The following is a 21,021-nucleotide window of genomic DNA, read 5'->3' as shown; positions in this document are numbered from 1 at the left end:
CTTATCCTTGTCTCTGTTTGTGTTTTGGATTTACGCAAATGACTCTAACGATACCTTTTCGTTTAATCACTTTGCACTTATCGCACATCTTCTTTACAGAAGGTCGTACTTTCATTCGTGACTCCTGAACTTTTTTTTCCACTGGAACTTTGAGTTAAACTGTCACAGGTTTGATGATGTATCTCAAACCAACAATCGAAAAAACAGTGGTTTCTTTTTCGATTATTCTTCACACAGCTTTACAAAAGGGGCAAATTATACATAAATTAAGCTAATAATTTACTTATACCTATAAGTTATACGCCCTTTATCCAAACTATACGGTGTTAACTCAACTTTTACGGTATCTCCGGGCATTATCTTAATATAATGCATTCTCATTTTTCCTGCAATGTGACACAAAATCACATGGCTATTTTGTACTTCAACTTTAAAGGTTGCGTTGGGAAGTGCTTCTATCACTTTTCCATCAATTTCAATCACGTCATCTTTTGCCATTTTACCTCCTATGATCTCAAGATAGAGACAAAATTTCTACTTTACCATCTACTATTGCAACTGTGTGCTCATAGTGGCTTCCTCTTAACCCATCTGCTGAAACAACAGACCACTTATCGTCTAAAATTTTAGGCGTGCCATCTTTATGACAAATCATTGGCTCAATACAAAACACCATACCATTTTTGATTTTAGGACCACTTTTAGGGTTAATCCCTTCTAAATAATTTGGAAGTTCTGGCTCTTCATGAGGCTTTCTACCAATGCCATGCCCACAAAATCCACGCAGAGGAACATACCCTTTTTGAAGAATAAATTGCTCAATAGCGTGGCTTAATTCTTTAAAACGCATTTCAGGTTGAATAAAATCAATTGCGAAGTAAAGCGCATCTTTTGCGCAAGCAATTAAGCTCTCATCACTTTTTGATATTTTTCCAACACCAATGGTTACTGCAGAATCACCATACCAACCATCCACTTCTGTACCAATATCGAGACCTACAATATCACCTTCTTTAAGGCAATAGTCTGTAGGAATACCATGAATAATCACTTCATTGACAGAAGTACATACACCTGCAGGAAAACCATAAAGCCCTTTAAATGCAGGACGTGCGCCAAGACTATGAATGTAAGATTCACCCATGGCATTCAGCTCTTTCAAGCTAAGCCCTGGATGAACATTACATGTAAGATACTCTAACGTTTGGGCAACAATCTTATTAGCAACAGAAAGTTTTGCTATCTCTTGAGCTTTTTTGATGGTAATTGCCATACCATTAAAGTCCTACAGCACTAAGTGTTTCATATTTATTCATGTACATCTGTGCTTCAATTTTACGCATTGTATCGAGTGCAACTTGCACAACAATCAATACAGCTGTTCCACCAAAGTAGAATGGTACACCCATCACTTTTACCAAAACCCATGGAAGCGTCGAGATAAGTCCTAGATAGATTGATCCCCAAAGGGTTAATCTACCCGCTACTTCATTTAAAAAGAGTGCTGTGCTCTCTCCTGGTCTAACACCGGGAATAAAGCCACCTTGTTTTTTAAGATTCTCAGAGATATCTTTTGCATTGAAAACAATCGATGCATAAAAATACGCAAAGAAAATAACAAACAAGAATGTAAGCACGTTAAAAACATAGCTATTTGGGTTGAGAAAATCATGAATGGATTGAACAATAGGGTTTGTACTTGCTTGCATAATTGTTGATGGAAACATCAAAATTGCACTTGCAAAAATAGGAGGAATAACACCACTAAGATTCATTTTAATAGGCACATAGTTCATAATACGTTTGTGTTGATTTTGAAGTACGACTTTTCGCGAGTATGAAATCGGAATACGACGCTCACCCATCTCAACATAAATAATAGAACCAACCGTCGCTAAAATAACGGCTAAAATACCAATGACAACAAGGAAATTTAACTCTCCCGTATTGACAAGGTTAATGGTTCCGCCAATCGCACTAGGAATTCCTGAAACGATACCTGCAAAAATAATCAAACTGATACCATTACCAATACCGCGCTGTGTAATCTGCTCACCAATCCACATGAGTAACATGGTTCCAGTAAGCATACTAGCAGCTGCAATAGCTGTAAAGGTTGTCATATCGATCATAATAGCACTCTCGCCTGCGCGACCACTTAACCCTCCAAGACCAACGGAAACACCAATGGCTTGTACAATCGTAATAACAATCGTTGCATATCGAATGATCTGCATGTATTTCACCATTCCATCACGTTCTTTTTTCATTTTACCAAGTGTTGGGAAAGTTGCTGCAAGAAGTTCCATAATAATAGACGCGGTGATGTAAGGCATAATACCTAACGATATGATACTAAGACGTTGTGCAGCGTTACCGCTGAACATATTAAACATTCCAAGGGCATTTGAGCTATTGGAGTCGAAGAACTCTTTAATTACAGCTATATTGACACCAGGAACTGGCACGTATGCCAGTATCCTGTATGCAAATATAAAGCCTAATGTAACTAAGATCTTCTTCGTAAGATCTTGACTCATTTACTCATTCCAGTAAAAACGACGTTTTCGTCTTTGATTTTAGCAGTTAACGCTTTTGCGCCTGCACCAATCAATTTCACTTTAACAACTGTACTTGCCATTTTATGTACTTCACGAATTTTATCAACTGTAATTTCAGCAAGTTCTGTAACTGCTTTAATTTTATCGACGTTGATAATATAAGGTTTTTCAATTTTAGAAGTAAAACCAATTTTTGGTAATCTTCTTTGAAGTGGTTGTTGACCACCTTCAAAACCTCTTTTACGTTTGTAACCTGTACGAGATTTTTGACCGTTATTACCACGGCTTGCAGTTTTACCCATACCACTACCTTGACCACGACCTACGCGTTTGATCTTTTTGGTAGAGTTTTCTGCTGGTGTAAGATTATCTAATGCCATTTTTCGTCCTTATCTCTTCACTTAGCTTTTAATCATGCTAAGAGCTTTAATTGTTGCTCTTACCACGTTAGAAGCATTGTTTGAACCCAATGACTTTGTCAAAATATCTTTAATACCTGCAAGTTCAACGACGGGGCGAGTTGCACCACCAGCAATTACGCCGGTACCATCACTGGCTGGTTTAAGAATAATACGACTTGCATTAAATTTAACTTCAACATCATGAGCGATTGTTGAACCTTTGATATTCACTTTGACAATGTTTTTAAATGCATCATCAACTGCTTTTCTAATAGCATCAGGAACCTCTTTAGCTTTACCAAAACCATAGCCAACAAGACCTTTTTTATTTCCAACGACAACAAGCGCTGTAAATCTAAAACGTCTACCGCCTTTAACAACTTTTGTTACGCGGCCAATGTTAACGATGACTTCTTCAAACTCTTCTCTGTTGTATTTTTCCATTGAATCGTTTTCCTCTTCTTTTTCTTATAGCACTATGCCGTTTGCTCTAAGGCCATCTGCAAAAGCAGCAACTACACCATGATACAAATAACCATTTCTATCATAGACAACTTTAGTCAAATTCTTAGCCTTGAGCGTCTCCGCAAAAACTTTTGCAACTTCTGTTGCACTCGCTTTGCTAGCATTGAACCCTAATTTTTTGCCATCTACACTTGCCAAAGTAACGCCATTAACATCATCAATCGCTTGCGCATACATAAATCTGTTTGATTTGAATAAAGATACTCTTGGTCTTTCACTCGTACCAGAAATATCTGCTCTTACTCTTTTTTTACGTTTTACTCTTAGTGCAAGCTTTCGTTTTAAAATATTTGCTCTCATCTCTTACCCTTACTTCTTGGAAGTTTTTCCGGCTTTACGGATAATAGTTTCATCAGAATATTTAACACCTTTACCTTTGTAAGGCTCTGGAGCTCTAAAACTTCTAATTTCGGCAGCAATCTGACCAACTACTTGCTTGTCATCACCTTGAATAGTTACCACGTTTTTTTCAACAACAATTTGAATATCTTTTGGAAATTCATAATTGATAGGGTGAGAAAATCCGAGTTGAAGTTCAAGAACATTACCATTAACCGCAGCTCTGTAACCAACACCGTTAATTTCAAGTTGTTTTTTAAAACCTTCAGTTAAACCAGTGATAATATTTTGACCAAGTGCACGGTATGTTCCCCAAAAAGCGCTGCTCTGACGATCAGCACCTTTTGAAATAAATACAAGCTCTCCATCTTGAACGTTTACGTCAACATTTCCCTTAGTGTCCAATACTTTTTGAACACTACCTTTTTTAAACTCTACTAAATCACCGTTTACTGACACTTCAACGCCAGCAGGTATTTTAACAGGCTTTTTACCAATACGAGACATTTTATTTCCTTTTACTTGTCTACGATAAGCTTAAAATCTTAGAATGGATATCGAATACCATAAAAGAACAGCTAATTACCAAATACTACAGATAACTTCGCCACCAAGACCTGCTTTGTGAGCGTCATCATTACTGAGAACACCTTTTGATGTACTAACAACGATAGTACCATAACCATTTTTGAAGCGTTTAATTTCATCGCGACCTTTATAGACTCTACGTCCAGGTTTTGAGATTTTTTTCACTTCATTAATAACTTGGCTGCCTCTTGCATCATACTTCAAAACAACATTGATAAATTTCTTAGGACCTTCTTCAACAACGTTAAAACTTTCGATATAACCTTTGTTTTGGAAAATAACTAAAATCGCTTCAACCAGTTTTGAATGCATTAACTTTGTGACATCAAGTTTTCTCATTGATGCATTTCTGATTCTTGTTAAAGAATCTGCTACTAGATCATTAATCATAGTCTATTTCCTTACCAGCTTGCTTTTTTGAGGCCTGGAATAAGACCCTCATTTGCCATTTTACGAAGACAAATTCTGCAGATACCAAAATCTCTGTAAACAGAGTGTGGACGTCCACAAATTTGACATCTTGTGTATGCTCTTACTTGAAACTTAGGCTTTCTAGCAGCCTTTGCAATCATCGATTTTTTAGCCATCTTATTTACCTTTTGCGAACGGCAAACCAATGAGTTCAAGAAGTCTAAATGCTTCTTTATCATTGCTAGCAGTTGTTACGAGTGTAATATTCATTCCGTGAGTTTTCATGATGTTATCATACTCAACCTCAGGGAACATCAATTGTTCATTAAGACCAAAGTTATAGTTTGCACGTCCGTCAAAACCTACTCTTGGAAGACCTCTAAAATCTTTTACTCTAGGAAGTGCTACAGAAATAAGCTTGTCCAAAAACGCATACATGTTCTCTTTACGAAGTGTTACTTTAACACCGACTGGATAACCAGCACGTACTTTAAAACCAGCAACTGATTTTTTAGCATTCGCAACAACCGCTTTTTGTCCAGCGATTAATGAGATAGTATCAACGATATTTTGCAATAACTTAGTATCTTTACCTTCCTCACCAGCACCAACGCTAATAACGATTTTTTCGATTTTAGGTGACAACATAGGGTTAGCAATATTAAATTCTTTAACCAATGCTGGTTTAACTTCAGCATTAAATTTCTCTTGCAATCTGTTCATTATTTACCCTCTACTTTAGCCACGTTAGAGACATGAATTGGTTTTTCAAGATTTGCAAAACCACCCTTAGGGTTGCTCTCACTTGGCTTAATGGCTTTTTTTACTACCTTGCAACCTTCAACAACGACTTGTGAAGTTTTTGGCAAAACTTGAACAACTTTCGCCTCTTTACCTTTATCGTCGCCTGCGATTACTTTAACAGTATCGCCTTTTTTAATTTTCATCTTAGTCGCCATTATAGTACCTCCGGTGCCAAAGATACGATTTTCATAAAGTTAGCATAACGAACTTCACGACCTACTGGTCCGAAAATACGTGTACCGATTGGCTCTCTTTTGTTATCAAGAATAACAGCAGCATTTTCATCAAAACGAATCAATGAGCCATTTTCTCTTTGGATCTCTTTTTTTGTTCTTACAATAACCGCTTTAACAACTTGTCCTTTTTTTACTTTACCGCTTGGTAAAGCTTTTTTGACAGAAGCGATGATAACATCACCTACAGTTGCATAACGACGTTTACTACCACCAAGAACTTTAATACACATGATCTCTTTAGCACCACTGTTATCAGCAACAGCTAATCTAGTAAAACTTTGTATCATTATTCAACTCCCACTTTAACAATCGCGCTAAGTCTAAAAGACTTTCTTTTTGAAAGTGGTCTGCACTCGATAGCGCTAATTGTATCGCCGATTTTTACTTGGTTGCTCTCATCATGGACTAGGTATTTTTTGAAACGTTTAACGAACTTGCGATATCTTGGGTGCATTACACGTCTCTCTACCAAAACGGTGATGGTTTTATCACCAGTTTTCTGAACAACTACGCCTTGAATCTCTCGTTTTAAAGCCATTAGTTACCCCTACTTGTTTTGAGCAGAAATTGCCGTATTAATACGTGCGATATCTCTTCTAACTTCTTTAATCTCATTTGGATTAGTAAGTTGCATTGTTTTTAACTTTTGTCTTAATGTAAACAAAAGAACCTTTTTCTCTTTTAACAACTCTAAAAGCTCTGACGCGCTTTTGCCGTTTAAATCAATATACTTCATTTTCGCTCTCTCGAGTTACAATCTTTGTTTTGAAAGGCAATTTGTGCATTGCAAGTGTCAACGCTTCACGCGCTAACTCTTCAGGAACACCCGCCATTTCAAAAATAATTCTACCAGGCTTAATATTCATAACCCACTTATCAACAGAACCTTTACCTTTACCCATACGTGTTTCGATAGGCTTAGCAGTTAATGGTTTGTCTGGGAATACACGAATCCAAGTCTTAGCTTGACGCTTAACATGTCTAGTATAAGCAATCCTCGCAGCCTCAATTTGACGTGAATCAATACGTCCAGCTTCAACAGCTTTGAGACCGATTTCACCAAAAGAGATTGATGCGCCACTGCTGGCTTCACCGCGGTTGCGGCCTTTCATCTGCTTTTTATATTTCGTTCTTTTAGGCATTAACATTAGTTTTTACCTCTCTCTTTACGTGCTCTAGGCTTACGTGAATTCTCTTTCTCAGGCGCTTCATCTTTTTCTGGAGCAAGACCTTTTACAAGAACCTCACCTTTGAAAATCCATACTTTAACACCAATAACACCGTATGTTGTGTGTGCTTCAGCAAAACCGTAATCGATTTTTGCTCTTAGCGTATGAAGTGGAACGCGTCCTTCAAGATACCATTCAGTTCTTGCCATCTCAGCGCCACCAAGACGTCCAGAGACAGAAATTTTAATACCTTTAGCACCAGATTTTTGTGCACCCTGAATCACTTTTTTCATTGCTCTTCTAAAGGCTACACGACGCTCAAGTTGCATTGCAACGTTTTCTGCACAAAGTTGTGCTGAAGCTTGAGGACGTCTCTCTTCTTTAATGTTAACATTAACGTCTTTGTCAATAAGTTTGGTCAATTTAACTCTTAATTTTTCAATATCAGAGCCCTTTTTACCAATAATAATACCAGGACGTGCAGCAACAACAGTAACTCTAAGCTTCTTAGCAGTTCGCTCGATCAAAATTTGACTTACACCTGCATAATAAAGCTCTTTTTTCAAAAATGTTCTAATTTTGTAATCTTCACCTATGTTTGTAGCTAAGGTTTGTTTACCTGGAAACCAACGTGAATCCCAGTTTCTATTAATACCAAGTCTTAAACCAATCGGATTTACTTTTTGACCCATCTTAGTCTTCCTTCTTTGCAGCTTTTGCTACTTCAACAAATACATGAGAAGTTGGTTTTCTAATGCCACTCGCACTACCTCTTGCTCTTGGCATAAAACGTTTAAGTACTGGACCTGCGTCAACGCGACAAGAAGCAACTACGACTTCCTCAGGCTCAAAACCACCGTTAGCAACAGCAGAAGCAATCACTTTAGAAATGATTTTTGCACCTTTGTTAGGCATAAACTCTAAACTTGCCATAGCAAGCTCTGCGTTCATTCCTTGAACTTCACGTGCAATTAATCTTGCTTTTGTAGGAGATAATCTGATAAATTTTAATATTGCTTTACTCATATTCTACCTACTTACCAATTTTTTTCTGAACAGAGCCTTTGTGACCCTTGAACGTACGAGTTGGAGCAAATTCACCCATTTTATAACCGATATGGTTCTCTGTAACGTAAACTGGAACAAAGTTTCTACCGTTATGGACATTAAATGTAAGACCGATCATATCAGGAATAATAGTACTTCTACGAGACCATGTCTTAATCGGCTTGTTTGATTTTGTCTCTTTTGCATCAATCGTTTTTTTCAACAAATGAACATCAACAAAAGGACCTTTTTTTAGCGATCTAGCCATCTATTTTCCTTTTCTTCTAGAAATAATCAGTTTGTCGCTCGCTTTTTTCTTACGAGTTTTTCTACCTTTTGTTGGTTGTCCCCATGGAGTTACTGGATGACGTCCTGAGTTGGTTTTACCCTCACCACCACCATGTGGGTGATCTACTGGGTTCATAGCAGAACCACGAGTTTGAGGTCTAATACCACGGTGTCTGTTACGACCCGCTTTACCGATAACGACGTTTGCCCAATCTTCATTTCCAACAACACCAACAGTAGCCATACACTCTGCCAATATTTTTCTCATCTCACCACTTGGAAGTCTTACCATAACATATTGAGTCTCTTTACCCATAAGTTGAGCGTAACCACCAGCACTACGTGCCATTTGTCCGCCTTTACCCGGTTTAAGTTCAACATTGTGTAAGATAGTACCTACAGGGATGCTTTTTAATTTCATTGCGTTACCTGGTTTAATATCCAGTCCGCTTTCAGCTGCTTGAACTTTATCGCCTACTTTTAAGCCTGATGGTTGAAGAATATATCTTTTGTCACCATCGACATAATTGATAAGCGCAATTCTACAGTTTCTGTTTGGATCATATTCAATAGCAGCAACAGTACCTTCGATATCAAATTTTGTTCTTTTGAAATCAATAATTCTGTAAAGCTTTTTAGCGCCCGCTTCTTTATGACGAGAAGTGATTCTACCATTGTTATTTCTACCAGCAGTTGCAGCAACTTTAACAAGGAGTGAAGGAACACTAGCTTTTGCAGTAATGTCACTTGAATCAAGTCCTGTTAAAAATCTACGACTCGGGGTATATGGTTTAAATGATTTTATTGCCATGATTACGCCTCCACATTCTCTAGTTTAGCGCCCTCTGGCAACTGAACATAAAACTTTTTAAAATCATTACGTTTGCCTTCAATGCCTTTAAACTTCTTAACTTTTCCCATAACTCTAAGAGAATTGATTTTTAATGGAGTGAAACCAAAGTATTGTTTTAATACTTCTTTTAAACCATTTTTTGTCATTCTTACTGAAGTTTGGATAACAACTGTACCATTCTCTTGAAGGCTCAAGCTCTTTTCAGTATAAAGGATTGCCTTAATATCAGTAATATCAGCCATTCTTAGCCCTCTTTTGTGATTGTTTCAAGCACTGATTTTTCTATGATTACCGCATAGAACGCAGTTGCTAAATACGCATTAAGCTCATTTGATTCAACAAGGTAGCAATTTTGAATATTTCTAAATGCTAACAATGTTTTTTCATCGACCAATTCTTTAACGATTAATGCATCTCTTGTACCAAGTGTTTTCATGATTTTTGATGCGTCTTTGGTTTTACCAGATTCAACGCTCAAAGAATCAACAACAAAAAGTGCGTTATTAGCAGCTTTTTCATTCAATGCGAATTCAAGTGCTAGTTTTTTCTGTTTTTTGTTAACTTTTAAATCATAATTTTTGTTAGCTTTTGGGCCAAATGCAGCACCACCGCCAACCCATACTGGACTTCTTCTACTACCAGCACGTGCACCACCTCGACCTTTTTGAGCCCAAGGTTTTTTACCACCACCGCTTACTTCACCTTTTGTTTTGGTGTTCGCAGTGTTTGAACGAAGCGCAGCTTGGTATGATTTGACATAAAGATATAGGTTATGTGAATGGATCTCTTCAAAACTTGCAGGAAGAGCCAATGCACCAACATTTTCTAATTTTTCATTTAATACGATTGCGCTACTCATTTAACAATCCTTGCTTTACCTAATGATCCATTTGCACCTGGAACTGAGCCTTTAACAGCTAAGATACCATTTTGCGCGTCAAATGAAACGATCTCATTTTTTACTGTAACTTGAGTGTTACCATAGTGACCAGGCATTTTTTTGCCTTTTTGAACACGACCAGGCCATTCACAGTTACCGATTGAACCAGGAGCTCTGTGAAAACGACTACCATGTCCACCAGGACCACCTTGGAAATTGTGGCGTTTAATAACACCAGCAAAACCTCTACCCTTAGTATTCAAAGACACTTTAAGTGTTTTTGCTTCACCCAAAGGTGCTGTATCTAAATCCCCAGCTTCTGCATTTGCAACATCAAGTGTCACAAAACGATTGAATGCAGCAGAAAGGTTATACTTTTTTTGCTGACCTACAATAGCTTTGTTCATTTTTTTGCCACTAACATACGAAACTAAAGCACGTTTGTCAGCGTTGACTTCACATACCTTTGCTTCTAAAACTCTGAGTAAAGTGACCGGAACGCTTGGTACTGCGATTGTTCGGCTCATGCCGATTTTTTCAATAATATATTCCATCATTACCCCTTATTTACCCATAGCTCTAACTTCAACATTGACTTCTGGAGCGAGGTCAAGTTTCATGAGTGAATCAACTGTATCCGTAGTCGCAGACACGATGTCGATCATACGTGCATGGATTCTCATCTCAAATTGCTCTCTTGAAGATTTGTTTACGTGCGGAGATCTAAGCACTGTATAGCGCTTGATTTTTGTAGGCATAGGAATTGGTCCGACAATTTCGGCTCCAGTTCGTTTGACAGCTTCGACGATAGCTGCAACAGATCTGTCTAAAACTCTATGGTCATACGCCTTGAGTTTAAGTCTAATTTTTTCCATTTGGTACCCCTGTAAAGAACTTGCCACCTTGAAGATGACCTAATTAAAGGACTGTGATTTTACAACAATAGATATCAAAAGTCAAGAAACATAGGGGTTTTCATAGAATAAATACTTATTTTATTTCCTTTTAATAAGGAAAATAATAGACTATTTCAATCAAATTTTAGAAATCAACGTTGTAAAATTTGAGTAAATAACTGATGAATTTACTCAAAATAGTTTGATTTTTATCTCTTAAAATGAGGAATTTTTATGCAAACACTTCAAGCGCTTTATGAAACTCCATTTAAAAATAGTCTTTTTTTGGATCGAAAAATAATCATTTCTCATAAAAAAACGATCCTTTATGGTCCTCGCAAAAGTGGTAAAAGTCATCTGATTATTGATCATTTGAGCCATTATGAAAAAGGAAGTTATCTTTACATTGATTTTTCAGATGATAGAATTGAGCCTCATTTAGTTGCGGAGCATTTGCCACTTTTTGTGCAAAAAAATCGTATTAAACTGCTGGTAATAGAGCATTTTGATTTCTCATTTGCATTGCCTAACGTGGATGAAATTCTCATCGCTACCAGCTTTACATGTAAAACACTTCAGGGCTATGATGCGCTTACACTTTATCCTCTTGATTTTGAAGAATTTATCTCATTTGATAAAAAACACTCCAACATTGAGCATCTTTTTAACCTTTTTACCAACCACGGTACATTCCCACAAATCGTGCAAAGTGTTGAACAAGACGATCAAAGGCAGATGCAAATGATGTTGCATCTTATATTAAATGATACCACGACTTTTTTAATCTATAAGCGTTTTTGTGAGCTTCAAAGTACCAAAGTCTCTTTATTTCAGATTTACAATTATCTTAAGGCATTTACGAAAATCTCCAAAGACAAGCTTTATGCCATCACAGCTGATCTCATCGATCAAAAACTCCTCTTCTTTGTGGAAAAATACAGTCAACCCAGTTCCGCTAAAAAAGTCTACCCGATTGATTTTGCCCTTAAAGATGCACTCACCTTCAAAAAAGACTTTTTGAAACGTTTTGAAAATATGGTTTTTTTAGAACTCATCAAACGAGGTAAAAACGTTTTTTACGAAGAGGGAATTGATTTTTATCTGCCCGATGAGTCGCTCGCCATTTTATGTGTTGGCTTTGCGACCACAGAAGCCATTGAGATAAAACTTCAAAAGCTTCTACCTACTTTTTGGGCTTTACATGTAAAGCGTATTGAGGTTGTAACGCTGAGCAGTGAGAGTGCCAAAGACATTGATGGCTTTAGCTTCTCTATCGCTCCTTTTTGGGAGTGGTCGCTACAGCTCTAAGACAGGCGTAATAAATTTTTGAATGGTTATGGCATTGCCTTTTTTATTAAAATAGAAGTGGTCTAGGAGTTTGCGAATAATCACAAAACCCCTGCCATTAAACTTTTCAGCATTAATGACAATATTTTTCAGCACCATCGTATCAAACCCATCACCTTGATCGCTGATGGTTGCTTCGAAAAGTTCTCGCTTACCAGAGGGAATGATGCCATAGACGATCTTGATTTTTTTACTACAATACAGTTTTTCAAGGCGCATCATCTCATCATCAAATAAATTCTGCTCTATCAGGTAATTCTTCCGCGCTTTATCGACTCCAAAACTACCATGTTCTAAAGCATTTAAAAGAAGCTCGGAGAATGTCAGCATAATCTGACTCGATGTTTTGCTATCAACATGATCAGCTCTAAGATAGTTCGCAACCGTTTGCAACGCCTCATCAATGGCTTCGTAAGTACTTGGAACACGTAATACTTTAAAGTCTTTGGATATTTCTAGTTTTTGTATATAGATGTATGTCAAATCATCATCGCCCTTGCCAATACGAGCACTCACTTTGTCACGAAAATCTTTGACACAAATCGAATCAATAAAATCTTCTTTTAAACACGAAGCATAAAGTTTCCCACCACGAATAAGACTTTCACTGAGTCCATCACTGTAACAAAGCATCTTAGCAATCGAAATAGAGGGAAGCGTATCGACACGTACTGTGTCTGTAAAAATACTCAGCGGTGGGTTGTTACTCCGAATGGATTGAACCTCGCCCTTTTCACTAATGATAAAAAAAGCTGGCATACCACACGAGGCATATTTGACAACCGATGCGTGAATATCATACTCCACCAAAACGATGCTCATGATCTCTTCATCAAAGAGGTTTTTCTGCAAAAATTTGAGCGTTTTGTTGATCCATACATCAAACACAAAACCCTCTTCCTCTTCGAGTTCATCGAAAAAGTAGTTCAAAAAGCGGGTAATCGCCATGGCGCTCATTGCCGCAGAAAGCCCTTTGCCCATCGCATCGGCGATAAACCCAACAAGTCTTCCATCGTTTGTTTTACGCAGTGAATAGGTGTCACCACTGAGTGTACTGTGCGGTATGTAAGAGATATCCACACGCAAAAGTTCTTTTTTGCCATTTTTGTTCAGATCAATCTGCTGATAGTAAAGGTCGTTTTTGATGACAAAAAGCTCTTTGTTAAACGCTTTTTCAAGATCTTCTTTTTCATGGAACATGTAGGAACTCCTTCAATAGACTTCTTTCCTAGCCCTTGAAAATAATGGAGAGTTTGCTTAGAGTGCGTTAATTTTTGAAACTCAAAATTGAGTCATAGCCAAAGCTATGGCGATGTTTTTAGTTTTAAAAAGTGATGTGCTATAAGCGATACTCTTTTTTCAATGGGCTAGGAAAGAAGTCTACTATTTTAGCAAATCTACACTAAACTTCGTTTACATGTAAAGATGTTTGAAGGAGTTTGGATGTTATGTGGTATTGATGAAGCAGGACGTGGTTGTTTAGCAGGACCTTTGGTCGTTGCAGGCGCTATTTTAAAAGAACCTGTTCTAGGTCTTAATGATTCCAAACAACTGAGCGAAAAACAACGTGAAGCTTTTTTTGAGATACTTCAAAGCAAATCAGAGTTCAAAATCGTCTTTTGCGATCATGCCATGGTTGACGCAAAAGGTCTCAGCGCATGCCTTAGGTACGCCATAGAAACCATTAAGACACATTTTGAGGGACATGATATTTTAATGGATGGCAATTGTAACTTTGGTGTATCTGGCATTACCACCATGATTAAAGCGGATGCCAAAGTTCCTGAAGTGAGTGCAGCGAGTATCTTAGCCAAAGTAAGCCGTGACCGCTATATGTACGAGATTGCTTCCACTTATCCACACTACGAATTTGAAAAGCACAAAGGCTATGGAAGTGCTTTACATGTAGAAAAGATCAAAGCGTTTGGATACTGCGAAATTCACCGAAGATCTTTCAAACTCAAATCCCTCACACAACCTTCTCTTTTTTAATAGAGTTCTGCAAGAACTCTTGAGCTACCTTTAGTACAAGATCCATACACACTTTTTAAACATTTATTTCAATTTTCTTCTTTTTTGCTATTTTATTTAACACAAATTTAATTTAATAATGATTTTTATTTATATAAAAGGAATAGAGTACTATTATTCGATTACGATTATCAATTATAAATACTTAAACAGTTTTAGATAATCCTCGAATAAACAAAAAGGTAACTCAATGAAGTATAAAATGCTTTGCTTATTTTTGCTAGGCTTTCTCCCCTCCCTACTTTTTTCGGCGGCAACAACAAATTATGCTGATATTATAAATAGAATTAATCAAACCTTTAAAGAGAGTTTAGCTCTGTACGAAAAAGGAGCGCAAGAAGAGGCAAAACAAGTAGCACAAAGTGCTTATTTTGAGCTTTTTGAAAATCTTGAAGGTCCTATTCGTATTAATGTATCGGGTAAAAAATCGTATGCGATGGAAGCAGAATTTGTATCGATTCGCAAGCTGATTAATGATGGTGCATCGGTTGCTGAAATCAAAGCCGTTATGGACAATCTCGCATCTGAAATGGCAGAAGTACTTCCTAAACTTGAAAAAGGTACACGCCTCATTGGTGAAAAGGGCGATGATAGTCATCTAAAAGCTGTAGAACAAACACCCGAGCCTACATTAGATATCAAATGGAAAACACTCTACAAGCAAATCGAAACCAAATACGCAAAAGCCTTAAATGCTTTCGAAAAAGGCGATAAAGAAGAGACAAAATTTCTCATTACTTCTGCTAAATTTGAAGAATATCGTAACGGTATGATTGAAACAGCGGTACGTAAATACATTTCCAAATGGCGCGATAGCCAAATTCAGCAAGAGATGGGGCGTGTCATTCGCGCTGTGGATGAAGAGATTCACACAAAAGAGGAACTCAAAGAGGAGTTGGATCGTTTGAAGAGTAACATCTGGCACTCAATGCTTGAACTACCAACAGATGCTGCTAAATTAGCGGTTGTGACTGTTAAAGAAGAGGCTCAAGAAGCGGTCAAAGAAGACTTCACGCCTGTCATGGCAAATCTCAAAGCAAAACTTTTAGAAGCACACAAACTCTACAGTGCAGGCGATGCTAAAAAAGCGATGCAACTGGTTCAAAATTCTTATTTTGACATCTTTGAAGCCAGCGGGATGGAAGTCAAAATTGGCGCTGTTGATAGCACTCTTAAAACGAGCATCGAAGGCTCCTTCAGCAAAATCGTAGCGCTGATGAAAAACCAAAGCACACCTGAAAGTGTGTTAAGCGAGATGGATTCACTCAACACGCAAGTTGCAAGTGGAGCTGAAAAGCTCTCGGGTTCGGATTCACCATGGAGTCAATTCCTCTACTCTTTGATCATCATTTTACGCGAAGGCATTGAAGCACTCATCGTTGTCACCGCCGTCATTGCCTACTTGATCAAAAGTGGCAATGCAACACGCCTTAACATCGTTTACAGTGCTTTATGGAGTGCGATTGTACTTAGCTTTGTGACCGCTTTTGTGATGAATTTGATCTTCCAAAATCCAGGAGAATCACGCGAAATGCTAGAAGGTGTGACAATGCTCGTCGCCGTTGGACTGCTGTACTACGTGGGCTTCTGGCTTCTCTCCAATGCGCATGCGAAAAAATGGAGTCATTACATTGCGGAAAAAGTCTCGGAATCACTGAGTTCTGGCTCAATTAGGGCACTCTGGTTTACCGTCTTTTTAGCGGTTTACCGTGAAGGTGCGGAGACGGTACTGTTCTATCAAGCACTCATTTTTGATGCAAAAACTCCGCTTGGGTACAGCATGTTAGCCGCAGGTTTTGGCGCGGGCGTCATTGCACTTATCATCCTCTTTTTCCTCCTCAAAGCGGGAGCGATCAGGATTCCAATTAAGCCTTTTTTCATGATTACCAGTGCGATCATTTTTTACATGGCAATCGTCTTTACTGGCAAAGGTATTATGGAACTGGTGGAAGGCAAAGTGTTTCAACCAGCCCTGATTGAGGGCTTTCCAACACTAACGTGGCTTGGAATTTACCCATACATGCAAAGCCTTATTCCCCAAGCAGTGCTTATCATTGGGCTGATTGTGGGTTCATTATACATCATGATTCAAGCGAAAAAAGCTTGAATCTCAAAAAAAGGAGAACGATTTTGAGATCTAAATTTTCTAAGGAGGAACTATGTTAAAAATGTTGGCAAAATCAGTATTAGCGCTGAGCGTAGCCGTTATGTTAGCCCATGCCGCAGAGGCTGAGATGAAAGAGTACCCAATTGGTGAAGAGGTCGTGATGAATCACATGACCGTAGCCGCTGTGTACCTTAAACCGATCGATATGGAGCCAAAAGGTATCGACCTAGCACCTTCACAAGCTGATGTGCATCTTGAAGCAGATATCAGCGCAACGGAAGGTAATACCAACGGTTTTGCAGCAGGTGAATGGGTTCCTTATTTGAGCGTGAGTTATGAGCTTAAAAACCTCGATACTGGCAAAAGCAAAAAAGGTACATTTATGCCAATGGTTGCAGCCGATGGTCCTCACTACGGTGCAAACGTGAAAATGTTGGGTGTTGGTAACTACGAACTGAAATTTACCATCGACAATCCTTCAAAACAAGGTTTTGGAAGACATGCTGATGCAGCATCAGGTGTTGGTAAATGGTTTGAACCGTTCACAACGACATACAAATTTAAATACACCGGTATTAAAGACTAAAAACCCTAAGAAGAGCCTTTGCGCTCTTCTTTTTCTACCCAAAATTTGTGTCTCTTTTTTTTACATGTAAACGAAAAGAGACGCAAGTTTTTTGTTGAAGGACACGATGCAATGTCGATTTATTTTATCCACGTGATGCAAGCATTACTGGGCTTTACACTTTTGAGTGCTTTATGGAACAAACACATCAGCCTCAAAACCTCTTTTTTAGCCTCTTTTATCGGTATTTGGATAGGTATTGGACTCTTTGAATTCGCCAATCTCTATCTCTGGGACACCACACTTAAACTCTATGCCAACGGTGTTATCGTCGTTTTATTGCTTCTGGGCTGGGCTGTGTGTCTGCTCCCCTTTAAAAGCGTTAAACTGGCGCTCATGGCACTGCTTGCGATCTCTTTTGGTATAGAATACGGCACGCTTAGCCGTGATTTTCCATTGCTGAAGGGTGCGCTTTTAGACACGCTTTCCATCGTCTCTTTGGGCATTGTAATTTTGAGCGCCTGTTTGCTCCTACTACTTTTCTGGTTAATGACAAAGGTCAATGAAACACTCAGCCCTAGAGTTCGAAACTCCGCCATTACCCTGAGCACCCTCTTTTTGCTATTAGATATTTGTGGGGAACTTGGCATTGCCTTGATGCGTTTAGGTGTGCTTCCAACCTCAACATGGCTTCTCTCAGCCGTTGCCAAAGTGTTGCATTACTCCTCATTTTTCACCTACGTTTACCTTGCCATCGTCATTGTCTTAAGCGCTCTTTTTCTACGTCAACAACCGCAAAAAGAGCGTAAAGAAGATGTGGGTGTTATCGCTTCTAGACGCATTCGTGCTACGAGGGCGCATCTGCAAAAAGTCTTTACATGTAATATCCTTATCGTGCTAGTGATGAGTACATTTATACTCTATTACGATCTTGTCACTTCACGTCCGCCAACCATTTCGACACCTACGATTTTAGAGCCAGAGAATGGCGAATTTAAAATTCCAATGGAGCTGTTACGCGACAACGACCTACACCGTTTTGCCTACATCACAGATGAGGGCAATAAGATTCGCTTCTTTCTGCTTAACCGTTACAAAGAGAAAGACGCGCCAGTTGCCGTTTTTGACGCGTGCATGATTTGTGGCGATATGGGCTATGTTAAAAAAGGAGATGAGCTCATTTGTATCTCGTGCAATGTGCGTATTTTTATTCCATCTGTTGGTAAAGAAGGTGGATGTAACCCTATTCCTTTTCCATATGAATTTGATGGCAAAGAGATCACCATCAAGCTAGAGACGATTCTCAAAGGGGTGAACTACTTCTCAGAGGTCGTGGAAAAAAGTGTAAGTGATCCCGTCAGTGGTGCCAAATTGATTAATCTCAAAGCTCCTAAAACGTATGTTTTTGGTGGAAAAACCTACTACTTTGAAAACAGCGATACGTATGAAAAATTTAAAGAAAATCCTGAACGTTACGTGGGTACTGCCAGTGAATCTCACTGGAGAGCACAAGGCTACCAAGCGTTAGGAGAGGTTAGCAGATGATGGAATACAAACTCCTTAAAAGCGCCCTCTGGGGCAATAAAACCCAAAAGATGCTCGCCTTTTTGACCATCTTTTTAGCCTCCATGCTGGTCGCTTCAATGCTCAACATTACGCTTGGCATTGGCGACAAGGTCGCACTTGAACTTCGCAGTTATGGCTCCAATATCATTGTATTGCCCAAAGGTGGCGCACTGAGTATGGAGATCGAAGGCAAAACCTTTAAGCCTTTGCAAGAGGATGCTTACTTGGATGAGAGCAAACTTCCCAAAATCAAAGAGGTATTCTGGCGCAATAACATCGCCGCGTATGCTCCTTTTTTAGAAGGGAAAGTAGCGTGGTCAAAAGAGTCGATACCTGTTGCCATAGTAGGCACTTATTTTGATAAAAATCTCCCCATTGCGGATGAGCCAAACTACCGCATTGGCGTCAAGTCACTCTACCCGTTTTGGAGTGTTGAGGGAGCGTGGATAGAGGATGATACGGAAGCAAATATTTTAGTCGGTGAAACTCTCGCCAAAGAGCACCACATCGCGGTTGGCGACACGGTTATGCTTGCAGATAAATCTTTACATGTAAAGGGTATTTTAAAAGGTGCACAAGAGGTGGAAGGCAAGATCATGATGTCCATGGCTTTGGCACAAACGCTGCTAGGTAAACCTGAAAAAATATCCCGTGTGGAAGTCTCAGCCCTCACCGTTCCAGAGGATGACCTCTCGATGAAAGCCAAACGTAACCCTGCAGAACTGGACACATTAGAGTATGATCATTGGTACTGCACCGCCTATGTCAGCTCGATAGCCTACCAAATCGAAGAAGAGTACAAAGGTGCTACGGCAAAGGCACTGATGAAAGTGAGTGATGGCGAAAGCAAAGTCGTGAAAAAAATCCAATCGCTGATGGGAATGGTCAGCATCATCGCACTGATTGCAGCATCCATTGGCATCGCTTCATTGATGGCATCGGAGATTCACCGTCGCAAAAAAGAGATCGGGCTGTTAAAGGCGCTCGGAGCAAGTAATCTTGCGATCTACGCGCTTTTCATCGCAGAATCGCTCAGTGTCGCCCTCATCGCTGGAACGGTTGGAGCACTTGTAGGGTATGGGCTTTCGATGCTCATCGCACTCAGTATCTTTGGGCATGCGGTTGAAATTTCATGGATTATTTTACCTCTCACCATTAGTTTTGCGCTGATTATCGCGTTTGTGGGCTCACTGCTTCCAATGCGCCGTGTAATTGATCTTTTACCTGCGGAGGTGCTTTATGGTCGCAAATAAAAAACAATCCTCACGCAGTACTTTTTTACTTCGTTCGGTATTTAAAAGCCTTCGTTTCAGTTACGATCGTACCCTCATCATTTTTATCTCCATCATGCTGGGGGCGTGCGTAACGGGTGCTTTTGTTAATGTCTATCTGGACATCGACTCTAAAATGCGCAAAGAGCTGAAGGCGTATGGTGCGAATGTGCTTTTCACGCCGCAATCGGTTGAAAAATCCCTTTTCTTCGATCAAAGCGATTATGAAAAGTCTTTACATGTAATCCCAAAAGGCTCCCTTTTAGGTGCTTCCCCGTACCTCTTTGGAACGGTTCGTTTAAGTCTGGGTGATGCCGTGATGGCAGGTGTTGACTTTGCAGGAATGAAAGTAGCTAAACCTTTTTTAGAGGTCGTACAAGGAACCTACATCAACGTTGATTTTGACGAACGCAATGCCCTTGTCGGAGTCGATCTGGCAAAAAAGATGGAGCTCAAAGTGGGCTCAAGCATCAATTTGGTCAATGAGCAGAGTGGCTTTTCCACAACCATTCGCATCAAAGGGATTGTCTCCAGTGGCGATAAAGAAGATGGACTTCTTTTTGTCTCTCTTCCTTTGGCGCAAAAAGTTTTAGGCAAAGCGGGGCAAATCCATCTGGTTGAAGCAGTGATCTTGGGTGATTTTGATCAGATCAATGCGATTAGTTCAGAGCTTTCCAAAGTAGGCAGTTTCAGCGCCAAACCTCTTGCGCGTATCTCACTCTCAGAGGGTCTGATCTTAGATAAGATCAAATTCTTAATGGCATTGGTGGCTTTTACAGTACTGCTCATCACCTCCATGTGTGTCAATACCACGCTCAGCTCCATTATCTTTTCACGCACCAAAGAGATCGCCCTACTTCGCGCTCTTGGAGCATCCAAACGCAATGTTGCCACGCTTTTTGGCACTGAAACCTTTTTGATGACCCTGCTTGCTTCGGTGTTAGGGGCATTTTTAGGCTTCTTTTTATCCCAATTTTTTGGCACGGTTATCTTTGGCTCTGGCATTGATTTTCGTTTTTTATCGATTCCGATTGCAACCATTTTATCGCTGCTGTTTGCAGCCATTGCCGCATACTTTCCCATCAAGCGTTCATTGAACTTGCCTGTGGCTACTATTTTAAGAGGAGAATAATTCT

General features: G+C 39.2%; 31 protein-coding genes and 1 pseudogene. 7 read left to right on the top strand and 25 right to left on the bottom strand.

All coding sequences use genetic code 11. The features are described from left to right. Position 1 precedes the first annotated feature (1 nt). From rpmJ to rpsJ, 24 genes and pseudogenes are all read right to left on the bottom strand, one after another. Positions 2-115 carry a 50S ribosomal protein L36 gene (gene rpmJ, locus SAR02S_RS09845; protein WP_038533455.1) on the bottom strand — a complete coding sequence of 38 codons (114 nt, stop codon included), beginning with the start codon at positions 113-115 and terminating at the stop codon, positions 2-4. Between the two features lie 164 nt (positions 116-279). Beyond that, complete coding sequence (infA, locus tag SAR02S_RS09840) at positions 280-498, bottom strand: translation initiation factor IF-1 (protein WP_012857710.1); 219 nt, start codon at positions 496-498, stop codon at positions 280-282. Between the two features lie 16 nt (positions 499-514). Further along, positions 515-1,273: a type I methionyl aminopeptidase gene (map, locus tag SAR02S_RS09835; RefSeq protein WP_041959206.1), complete on the bottom strand. Its 759-nt coding sequence runs from the start codon at positions 1,271-1,273 to the stop codon at positions 515-517. A 4-nt stretch (positions 1,274-1,277) separates the two neighbouring features. Then, positions 1,278-2,540 carry a preprotein translocase subunit SecY gene (gene secY, locus SAR02S_RS09830; RefSeq protein ID WP_041959205.1) on the bottom strand — a complete coding sequence of 421 codons (1,263 nt, stop codon included), beginning with the start codon at positions 2,538-2,540 and terminating at the stop codon, positions 1,278-1,280. Further along, positions 2,537-2,941 (bottom strand): 50S ribosomal protein L15, encoded by a 405-nt coding sequence (gene rplO / locus SAR02S_RS09825; RefSeq protein WP_041959204.1) that lies wholly within the window; start codon positions 2,939-2,941, stop codon positions 2,537-2,539. The genes secY and rplO overlap by 4 nt, the downstream gene beginning before the upstream one ends. Positions 2,942-2,962: 21 nt before the next feature. Next, on the bottom strand, positions 2,963-3,406 hold the full coding sequence (gene rpsE, locus SAR02S_RS09820; protein ID WP_041959203.1) for a 30S ribosomal protein S5: 444 nt from the start codon (positions 3,404-3,406) through the stop codon (positions 2,963-2,965). A 24-nt stretch (positions 3,407-3,430) separates the two neighbouring features. Next, entirely contained in the window at positions 3,431-3,787 is a 357-nt protein-coding gene (gene rplR / locus SAR02S_RS09815; protein WP_041959202.1) for a 50S ribosomal protein L18, read from the bottom strand. 9 nt (positions 3,788-3,796) lie between these two features. Then, positions 3,797-4,333, bottom strand: coding sequence for a 50S ribosomal protein L6 (gene rplF / locus SAR02S_RS09810; RefSeq protein ID WP_041959201.1), 537 nt, complete (start codon positions 4,331-4,333; stop codon positions 3,797-3,799). Positions 4,334-4,408: 75 nt separating this feature from the next. Further along, on the bottom strand, positions 4,409-4,804 hold the full coding sequence (rpsH, locus tag SAR02S_RS09805) for a 30S ribosomal protein S8 (RefSeq protein WP_041959200.1): 396 nt from the start codon (positions 4,802-4,804) through the stop codon (positions 4,409-4,411). Between the two features lie 11 nt (positions 4,805-4,815). Then, positions 4,816-5,001 (bottom strand): type Z 30S ribosomal protein S14, encoded by a 186-nt coding sequence (locus tag SAR02S_RS09800; protein WP_012857718.1) that lies wholly within the window; start codon positions 4,999-5,001, stop codon positions 4,816-4,818. A gap of 1 nt (position 5,002) precedes the next feature. Beyond that, entirely contained in the window at positions 5,003-5,548 is a 546-nt protein-coding gene (gene rplE / locus SAR02S_RS09795; RefSeq protein ID WP_041959199.1) for a 50S ribosomal protein L5, read from the bottom strand. Next, complete coding sequence (gene rplX, locus SAR02S_RS09790; protein ID WP_025345770.1) at positions 5,548-5,784, bottom strand: 50S ribosomal protein L24; 237 nt, start codon at positions 5,782-5,784, stop codon at positions 5,548-5,550. The genes rplE and rplX overlap by 1 nt, the downstream gene beginning before the upstream one ends. Beyond that, positions 5,784-6,152, bottom strand: a complete 369-nt coding sequence (rplN, locus tag SAR02S_RS09785) for a 50S ribosomal protein L14 (protein ID WP_012857721.1) — start codon at positions 6,150-6,152, stop codon at positions 5,784-5,786. The genes rplX and rplN overlap by 1 nt, the downstream gene beginning before the upstream one ends. Continuing rightward, positions 6,152-6,403 carry a 30S ribosomal protein S17 gene (gene rpsQ, locus SAR02S_RS09780; protein WP_041959198.1) on the bottom strand — a complete coding sequence of 84 codons (252 nt, stop codon included), beginning with the start codon at positions 6,401-6,403 and terminating at the stop codon, positions 6,152-6,154. Before rpsQ ends, rplN begins: the two co-directional genes overlap by 1 nt. A 9-nt stretch (positions 6,404-6,412) precedes the next feature. Continuing rightward, complete coding sequence (rpmC, locus tag SAR02S_RS09775) at positions 6,413-6,601, bottom strand: 50S ribosomal protein L29 (protein WP_037960715.1); 189 nt, start codon at positions 6,599-6,601, stop codon at positions 6,413-6,415. After that, positions 6,588-7,013, bottom strand: a complete 426-nt coding sequence (gene rplP, locus SAR02S_RS09770) for a 50S ribosomal protein L16 (protein ID WP_025345772.1) — start codon at positions 7,011-7,013, stop codon at positions 6,588-6,590. Before rplP ends, rpmC begins: the two co-directional genes overlap by 14 nt. Next, on the bottom strand, positions 7,013-7,726 hold the full coding sequence (gene rpsC / locus SAR02S_RS09765) for a 30S ribosomal protein S3 (RefSeq protein ID WP_041959197.1): 714 nt from the start codon (positions 7,724-7,726) through the stop codon (positions 7,013-7,015). The genes rplP and rpsC overlap by 1 nt, the downstream gene beginning before the upstream one ends. A 4-nt stretch (positions 7,727-7,730) precedes the next feature. After that, positions 7,731-8,060 (bottom strand): annotated as a pseudogene (rplV, locus tag SAR02S_RS09760) (50S ribosomal protein L22); the annotation flags it as partial. Positions 8,061-8,067: 7 nt separating this feature from the next. Next, on the bottom strand, positions 8,068-8,349 hold the full coding sequence (rpsS, locus tag SAR02S_RS09755; RefSeq protein WP_041959195.1) for a 30S ribosomal protein S19: 282 nt from the start codon (positions 8,347-8,349) through the stop codon (positions 8,068-8,070). After that, positions 8,350-9,180: a 50S ribosomal protein L2 gene (rplB, locus tag SAR02S_RS09750; protein ID WP_041959194.1), complete on the bottom strand. Its 831-nt coding sequence runs from the start codon at positions 9,178-9,180 to the stop codon at positions 8,350-8,352. A 2-nt stretch (positions 9,181-9,182) separates the two neighbouring features. Next, positions 9,183-9,464, bottom strand: coding sequence for a 50S ribosomal protein L23 (locus SAR02S_RS09745; RefSeq protein WP_025345777.1), 282 nt, complete (start codon positions 9,462-9,464; stop codon positions 9,183-9,185). Positions 9,465-9,466: 2 nt separating this feature from the next. After that, positions 9,467-10,081 (bottom strand): 50S ribosomal protein L4, encoded by a 615-nt coding sequence (rplD, locus tag SAR02S_RS09740; RefSeq protein ID WP_041959193.1) that lies wholly within the window; start codon positions 10,079-10,081, stop codon positions 9,467-9,469. After that, complete coding sequence (rplC, locus tag SAR02S_RS09735) at positions 10,078-10,656, bottom strand: 50S ribosomal protein L3 (protein WP_041959192.1); 579 nt, start codon at positions 10,654-10,656, stop codon at positions 10,078-10,080. The genes rplD and rplC overlap by 4 nt, the downstream gene beginning before the upstream one ends. 9 nt (positions 10,657-10,665) lie before the next feature. Beyond that, positions 10,666-10,977, bottom strand: coding sequence for a 30S ribosomal protein S10 (rpsJ, locus tag SAR02S_RS09730; protein WP_025345780.1), 312 nt, complete (start codon positions 10,975-10,977; stop codon positions 10,666-10,668). 255 nt (positions 10,978-11,232) lie between these two features. On the opposite strand from rpsJ, the gene SAR02S_RS09725 reads away from it, so the two are divergent. Beyond that, a complete protein-coding gene (locus tag SAR02S_RS09725) occupies positions 11,233-12,306 on the top strand; it encodes an ATP-binding protein (RefSeq protein ID WP_041959191.1) in 1,074 nt (357 codons plus the stop codon). On the opposite strand, the gene SAR02S_RS09720 is transcribed toward SAR02S_RS09725, so the two are convergent. Next, on the bottom strand, positions 12,295-13,545 hold the full coding sequence (locus SAR02S_RS09720; protein WP_041959190.1) for an ATP-binding SpoIIE family protein phosphatase: 1,251 nt from the start codon (positions 13,543-13,545) through the stop codon (positions 12,295-12,297). The genes SAR02S_RS09725 and SAR02S_RS09720 overlap by 12 nt on opposite strands. A gap of 243 nt (positions 13,546-13,788) precedes the next feature. Here SAR02S_RS09720 and rnhB point away from each other — a divergent pair, with 243 nt between their 5' ends. The 6 genes from rnhB (at position 13,789) to SAR02S_RS09690 (ending at position 21,017) form a co-directional block, all read left to right on the top strand. Continuing rightward, on the top strand, positions 13,789-14,337 hold the full coding sequence (gene rnhB / locus SAR02S_RS09715; protein WP_041959189.1) for a ribonuclease HII: 549 nt from the start codon (positions 13,789-13,791) through the stop codon (positions 14,335-14,337). Positions 14,338-14,566: 229 nt separating this feature from the next. Next, positions 14,567-16,483 carry an FTR1 family iron permease gene (locus SAR02S_RS09710; RefSeq protein WP_041959188.1) on the top strand — a complete coding sequence of 639 codons (1,917 nt, stop codon included), beginning with the start codon at positions 14,567-14,569 and terminating at the stop codon, positions 16,481-16,483. Between the two features lie 52 nt (positions 16,484-16,535). Then, positions 16,536-17,069: an iron transporter gene (locus SAR02S_RS09705; protein ID WP_041959187.1), complete on the top strand. Its 534-nt coding sequence runs from the start codon at positions 16,536-16,538 to the stop codon at positions 17,067-17,069. A gap of 111 nt (positions 17,070-17,180) precedes the next feature. Further along, positions 17,181-18,593, top strand: coding sequence for a Fe-S-containing protein (locus tag SAR02S_RS09700; RefSeq protein ID WP_041959455.1), 1,413 nt, complete (start codon positions 17,181-17,183; stop codon positions 18,591-18,593). Further along, positions 18,593-19,867 (top strand): ABC transporter permease, encoded by a 1,275-nt coding sequence (locus SAR02S_RS09695; RefSeq protein WP_041959453.1) that lies wholly within the window; start codon positions 18,593-18,595, stop codon positions 19,865-19,867. Before SAR02S_RS09700 ends, SAR02S_RS09695 begins: the two co-directional genes overlap by 1 nt. Then, positions 19,854-21,017, top strand: a complete 1,164-nt coding sequence (locus SAR02S_RS09690) for an ABC transporter permease (protein WP_041959186.1) — start codon at positions 19,854-19,856, stop codon at positions 21,015-21,017. Before SAR02S_RS09695 ends, SAR02S_RS09690 begins: the two co-directional genes overlap by 14 nt. Positions 21,018-21,021 lie beyond the last annotated feature (4 nt).

It is taken from the genome of Sulfurospirillum arsenophilum NBRC 109478 (assembly GCF_000813345.1).
GTDB classification, from domain to species: Bacteria; Campylobacterota; Campylobacteria; order Campylobacterales; family Sulfurospirillaceae; genus Sulfurospirillum; species Sulfurospirillum arsenophilum.
Note: the sequence above shows the minus strand (reverse complement) of the source record. Positions and strands in the feature narration are given on the sequence as shown.

Excerpts from the sequence above, each read along its gene's own strand:
- SAR02S_RS09700 (WP_041959455.1), top strand. The coding sequence starts at position 17,181 with ATGTCGATTTATTTTATCCACGTGATGCAAGCATTACTGGGCTTTACA.
- infA (WP_012857710.1), bottom strand. The coding sequence starts at position 498 with ATGGCAAAAGATGACGTGATTGAAATTGATGGAAAAGTGATAGAAGCA.
- rplF (WP_041959201.1), bottom strand. The coding sequence starts at position 4,333 with ATGTCTCGTATTGGTAAAAAGCCTGTTAAAATACCTGCTGGCGTTGAA.
- rpmC (WP_037960715.1), bottom strand. The coding sequence starts at position 6,601 with ATGAAGTATATTGATTTAAACGGCAAAAGCGCGTCAGAGCTTTTAGAG.
- rpsQ (WP_041959198.1), bottom strand. The coding sequence starts at position 6,403 with ATGGCTTTAAAACGAGAGATTCAAGGCGTAGTTGTTCAGAAAACTGGT.
- rplX (WP_025345770.1), bottom strand. The coding sequence starts at position 5,784 with ATGGCGACTAAGATGAAAATTAAAAAAGGCGATACTGTTAAAGTAATC.
- rpsE (WP_041959203.1), bottom strand. The coding sequence starts at position 3,406 with ATGGAAAAATACAACAGAGAAGAGTTTGAAGAAGTCATCGTTAACATT.
- rpmJ (WP_038533455.1), bottom strand. The coding sequence starts at position 115 with ATGAAAGTACGACCTTCTGTAAAGAAGATGTGCGATAAGTGCAAAGTG.
- rpsJ (WP_025345780.1), bottom strand. The coding sequence starts at position 10,977 with ATGGAAAAAATTAGACTTAAACTCAAGGCGTATGACCATAGAGTTTTA.
- SAR02S_RS09725 (WP_041959191.1), top strand. The coding sequence starts at position 11,233 with ATGCAAACACTTCAAGCGCTTTATGAAACTCCATTTAAAAATAGTCTT.
- rplC (WP_041959192.1), bottom strand. The coding sequence starts at position 10,656 with ATGGAATATATTATTGAAAAAATCGGCATGAGCCGAACAATCGCAGTA.
- rplB (WP_041959194.1), bottom strand. The coding sequence starts at position 9,180 with ATGGCAATAAAATCATTTAAACCATATACCCCGAGTCGTAGATTTTTA.
- SAR02S_RS09710 (WP_041959188.1), top strand. The coding sequence starts at position 14,567 with ATGAAGTATAAAATGCTTTGCTTATTTTTGCTAGGCTTTCTCCCCTCC.
- rnhB (WP_041959189.1), top strand. The coding sequence starts at position 13,789 with ATGTTATGTGGTATTGATGAAGCAGGACGTGGTTGTTTAGCAGGACCT.
- rpsC (WP_041959197.1), bottom strand. The coding sequence starts at position 7,726 with ATGGGTCAAAAAGTAAATCCGATTGGTTTAAGACTTGGTATTAATAGA.
- SAR02S_RS09745 (WP_025345777.1), bottom strand. The coding sequence starts at position 9,464 with ATGGCTGATATTACTGATATTAAGGCAATCCTTTATACTGAAAAGAGC.
- rplR (WP_041959202.1), bottom strand. The coding sequence starts at position 3,787 with ATGAGAGCAAATATTTTAAAACGAAAGCTTGCACTAAGAGTAAAACGT.
- rplP (WP_025345772.1), bottom strand. The coding sequence starts at position 7,013 with ATGTTAATGCCTAAAAGAACGAAATATAAAAAGCAGATGAAAGGCCGC.
- rplD (WP_041959193.1), bottom strand. The coding sequence starts at position 10,081 with ATGAGTAGCGCAATCGTATTAAATGAAAAATTAGAAAATGTTGGTGCA.
- rpsH (WP_041959200.1), bottom strand. The coding sequence starts at position 4,804 with ATGATTAATGATCTAGTAGCAGATTCTTTAACAAGAATCAGAAATGCA.
- SAR02S_RS09690 (WP_041959186.1), top strand. The coding sequence starts at position 19,854 with ATGGTCGCAAATAAAAAACAATCCTCACGCAGTACTTTTTTACTTCGT.
- map (WP_041959206.1), bottom strand. The coding sequence starts at position 1,273 with ATGGCAATTACCATCAAAAAAGCTCAAGAGATAGCAAAACTTTCTGTT.
- rplN (WP_012857721.1), bottom strand. The coding sequence starts at position 6,152 with ATGATACAAAGTTTTACTAGATTAGCTGTTGCTGATAACAGTGGTGCT.
- SAR02S_RS09800 (WP_012857718.1), bottom strand. The coding sequence starts at position 5,001 with ATGGCTAAAAAATCGATGATTGCAAAGGCTGCTAGAAAGCCTAAGTTT.
- rplO (WP_041959204.1), bottom strand. The coding sequence starts at position 2,941 with ATGGCATTAGATAATCTTACACCAGCAGAAAACTCTACCAAAAAGATC.
- secY (WP_041959205.1), bottom strand. The coding sequence starts at position 2,540 with ATGAGTCAAGATCTTACGAAGAAGATCTTAGTTACATTAGGCTTTATA.
- rplE (WP_041959199.1), bottom strand. The coding sequence starts at position 5,548 with ATGAACAGATTGCAAGAGAAATTTAATGCTGAAGTTAAACCAGCATTG.
- SAR02S_RS09705 (WP_041959187.1), top strand. The coding sequence starts at position 16,536 with ATGTTAAAAATGTTGGCAAAATCAGTATTAGCGCTGAGCGTAGCCGTT.
- SAR02S_RS09720 (WP_041959190.1), bottom strand. The coding sequence starts at position 13,545 with ATGTTCCATGAAAAAGAAGATCTTGAAAAAGCGTTTAACAAAGAGCTT.
- SAR02S_RS09695 (WP_041959453.1), top strand. The coding sequence starts at position 18,593 with ATGGAATACAAACTCCTTAAAAGCGCCCTCTGGGGCAATAAAACCCAA.
- rpsS (WP_041959195.1), bottom strand. The coding sequence starts at position 8,349 with ATGGCTAGATCGCTAAAAAAAGGTCCTTTTGTTGATGTTCATTTGTTG.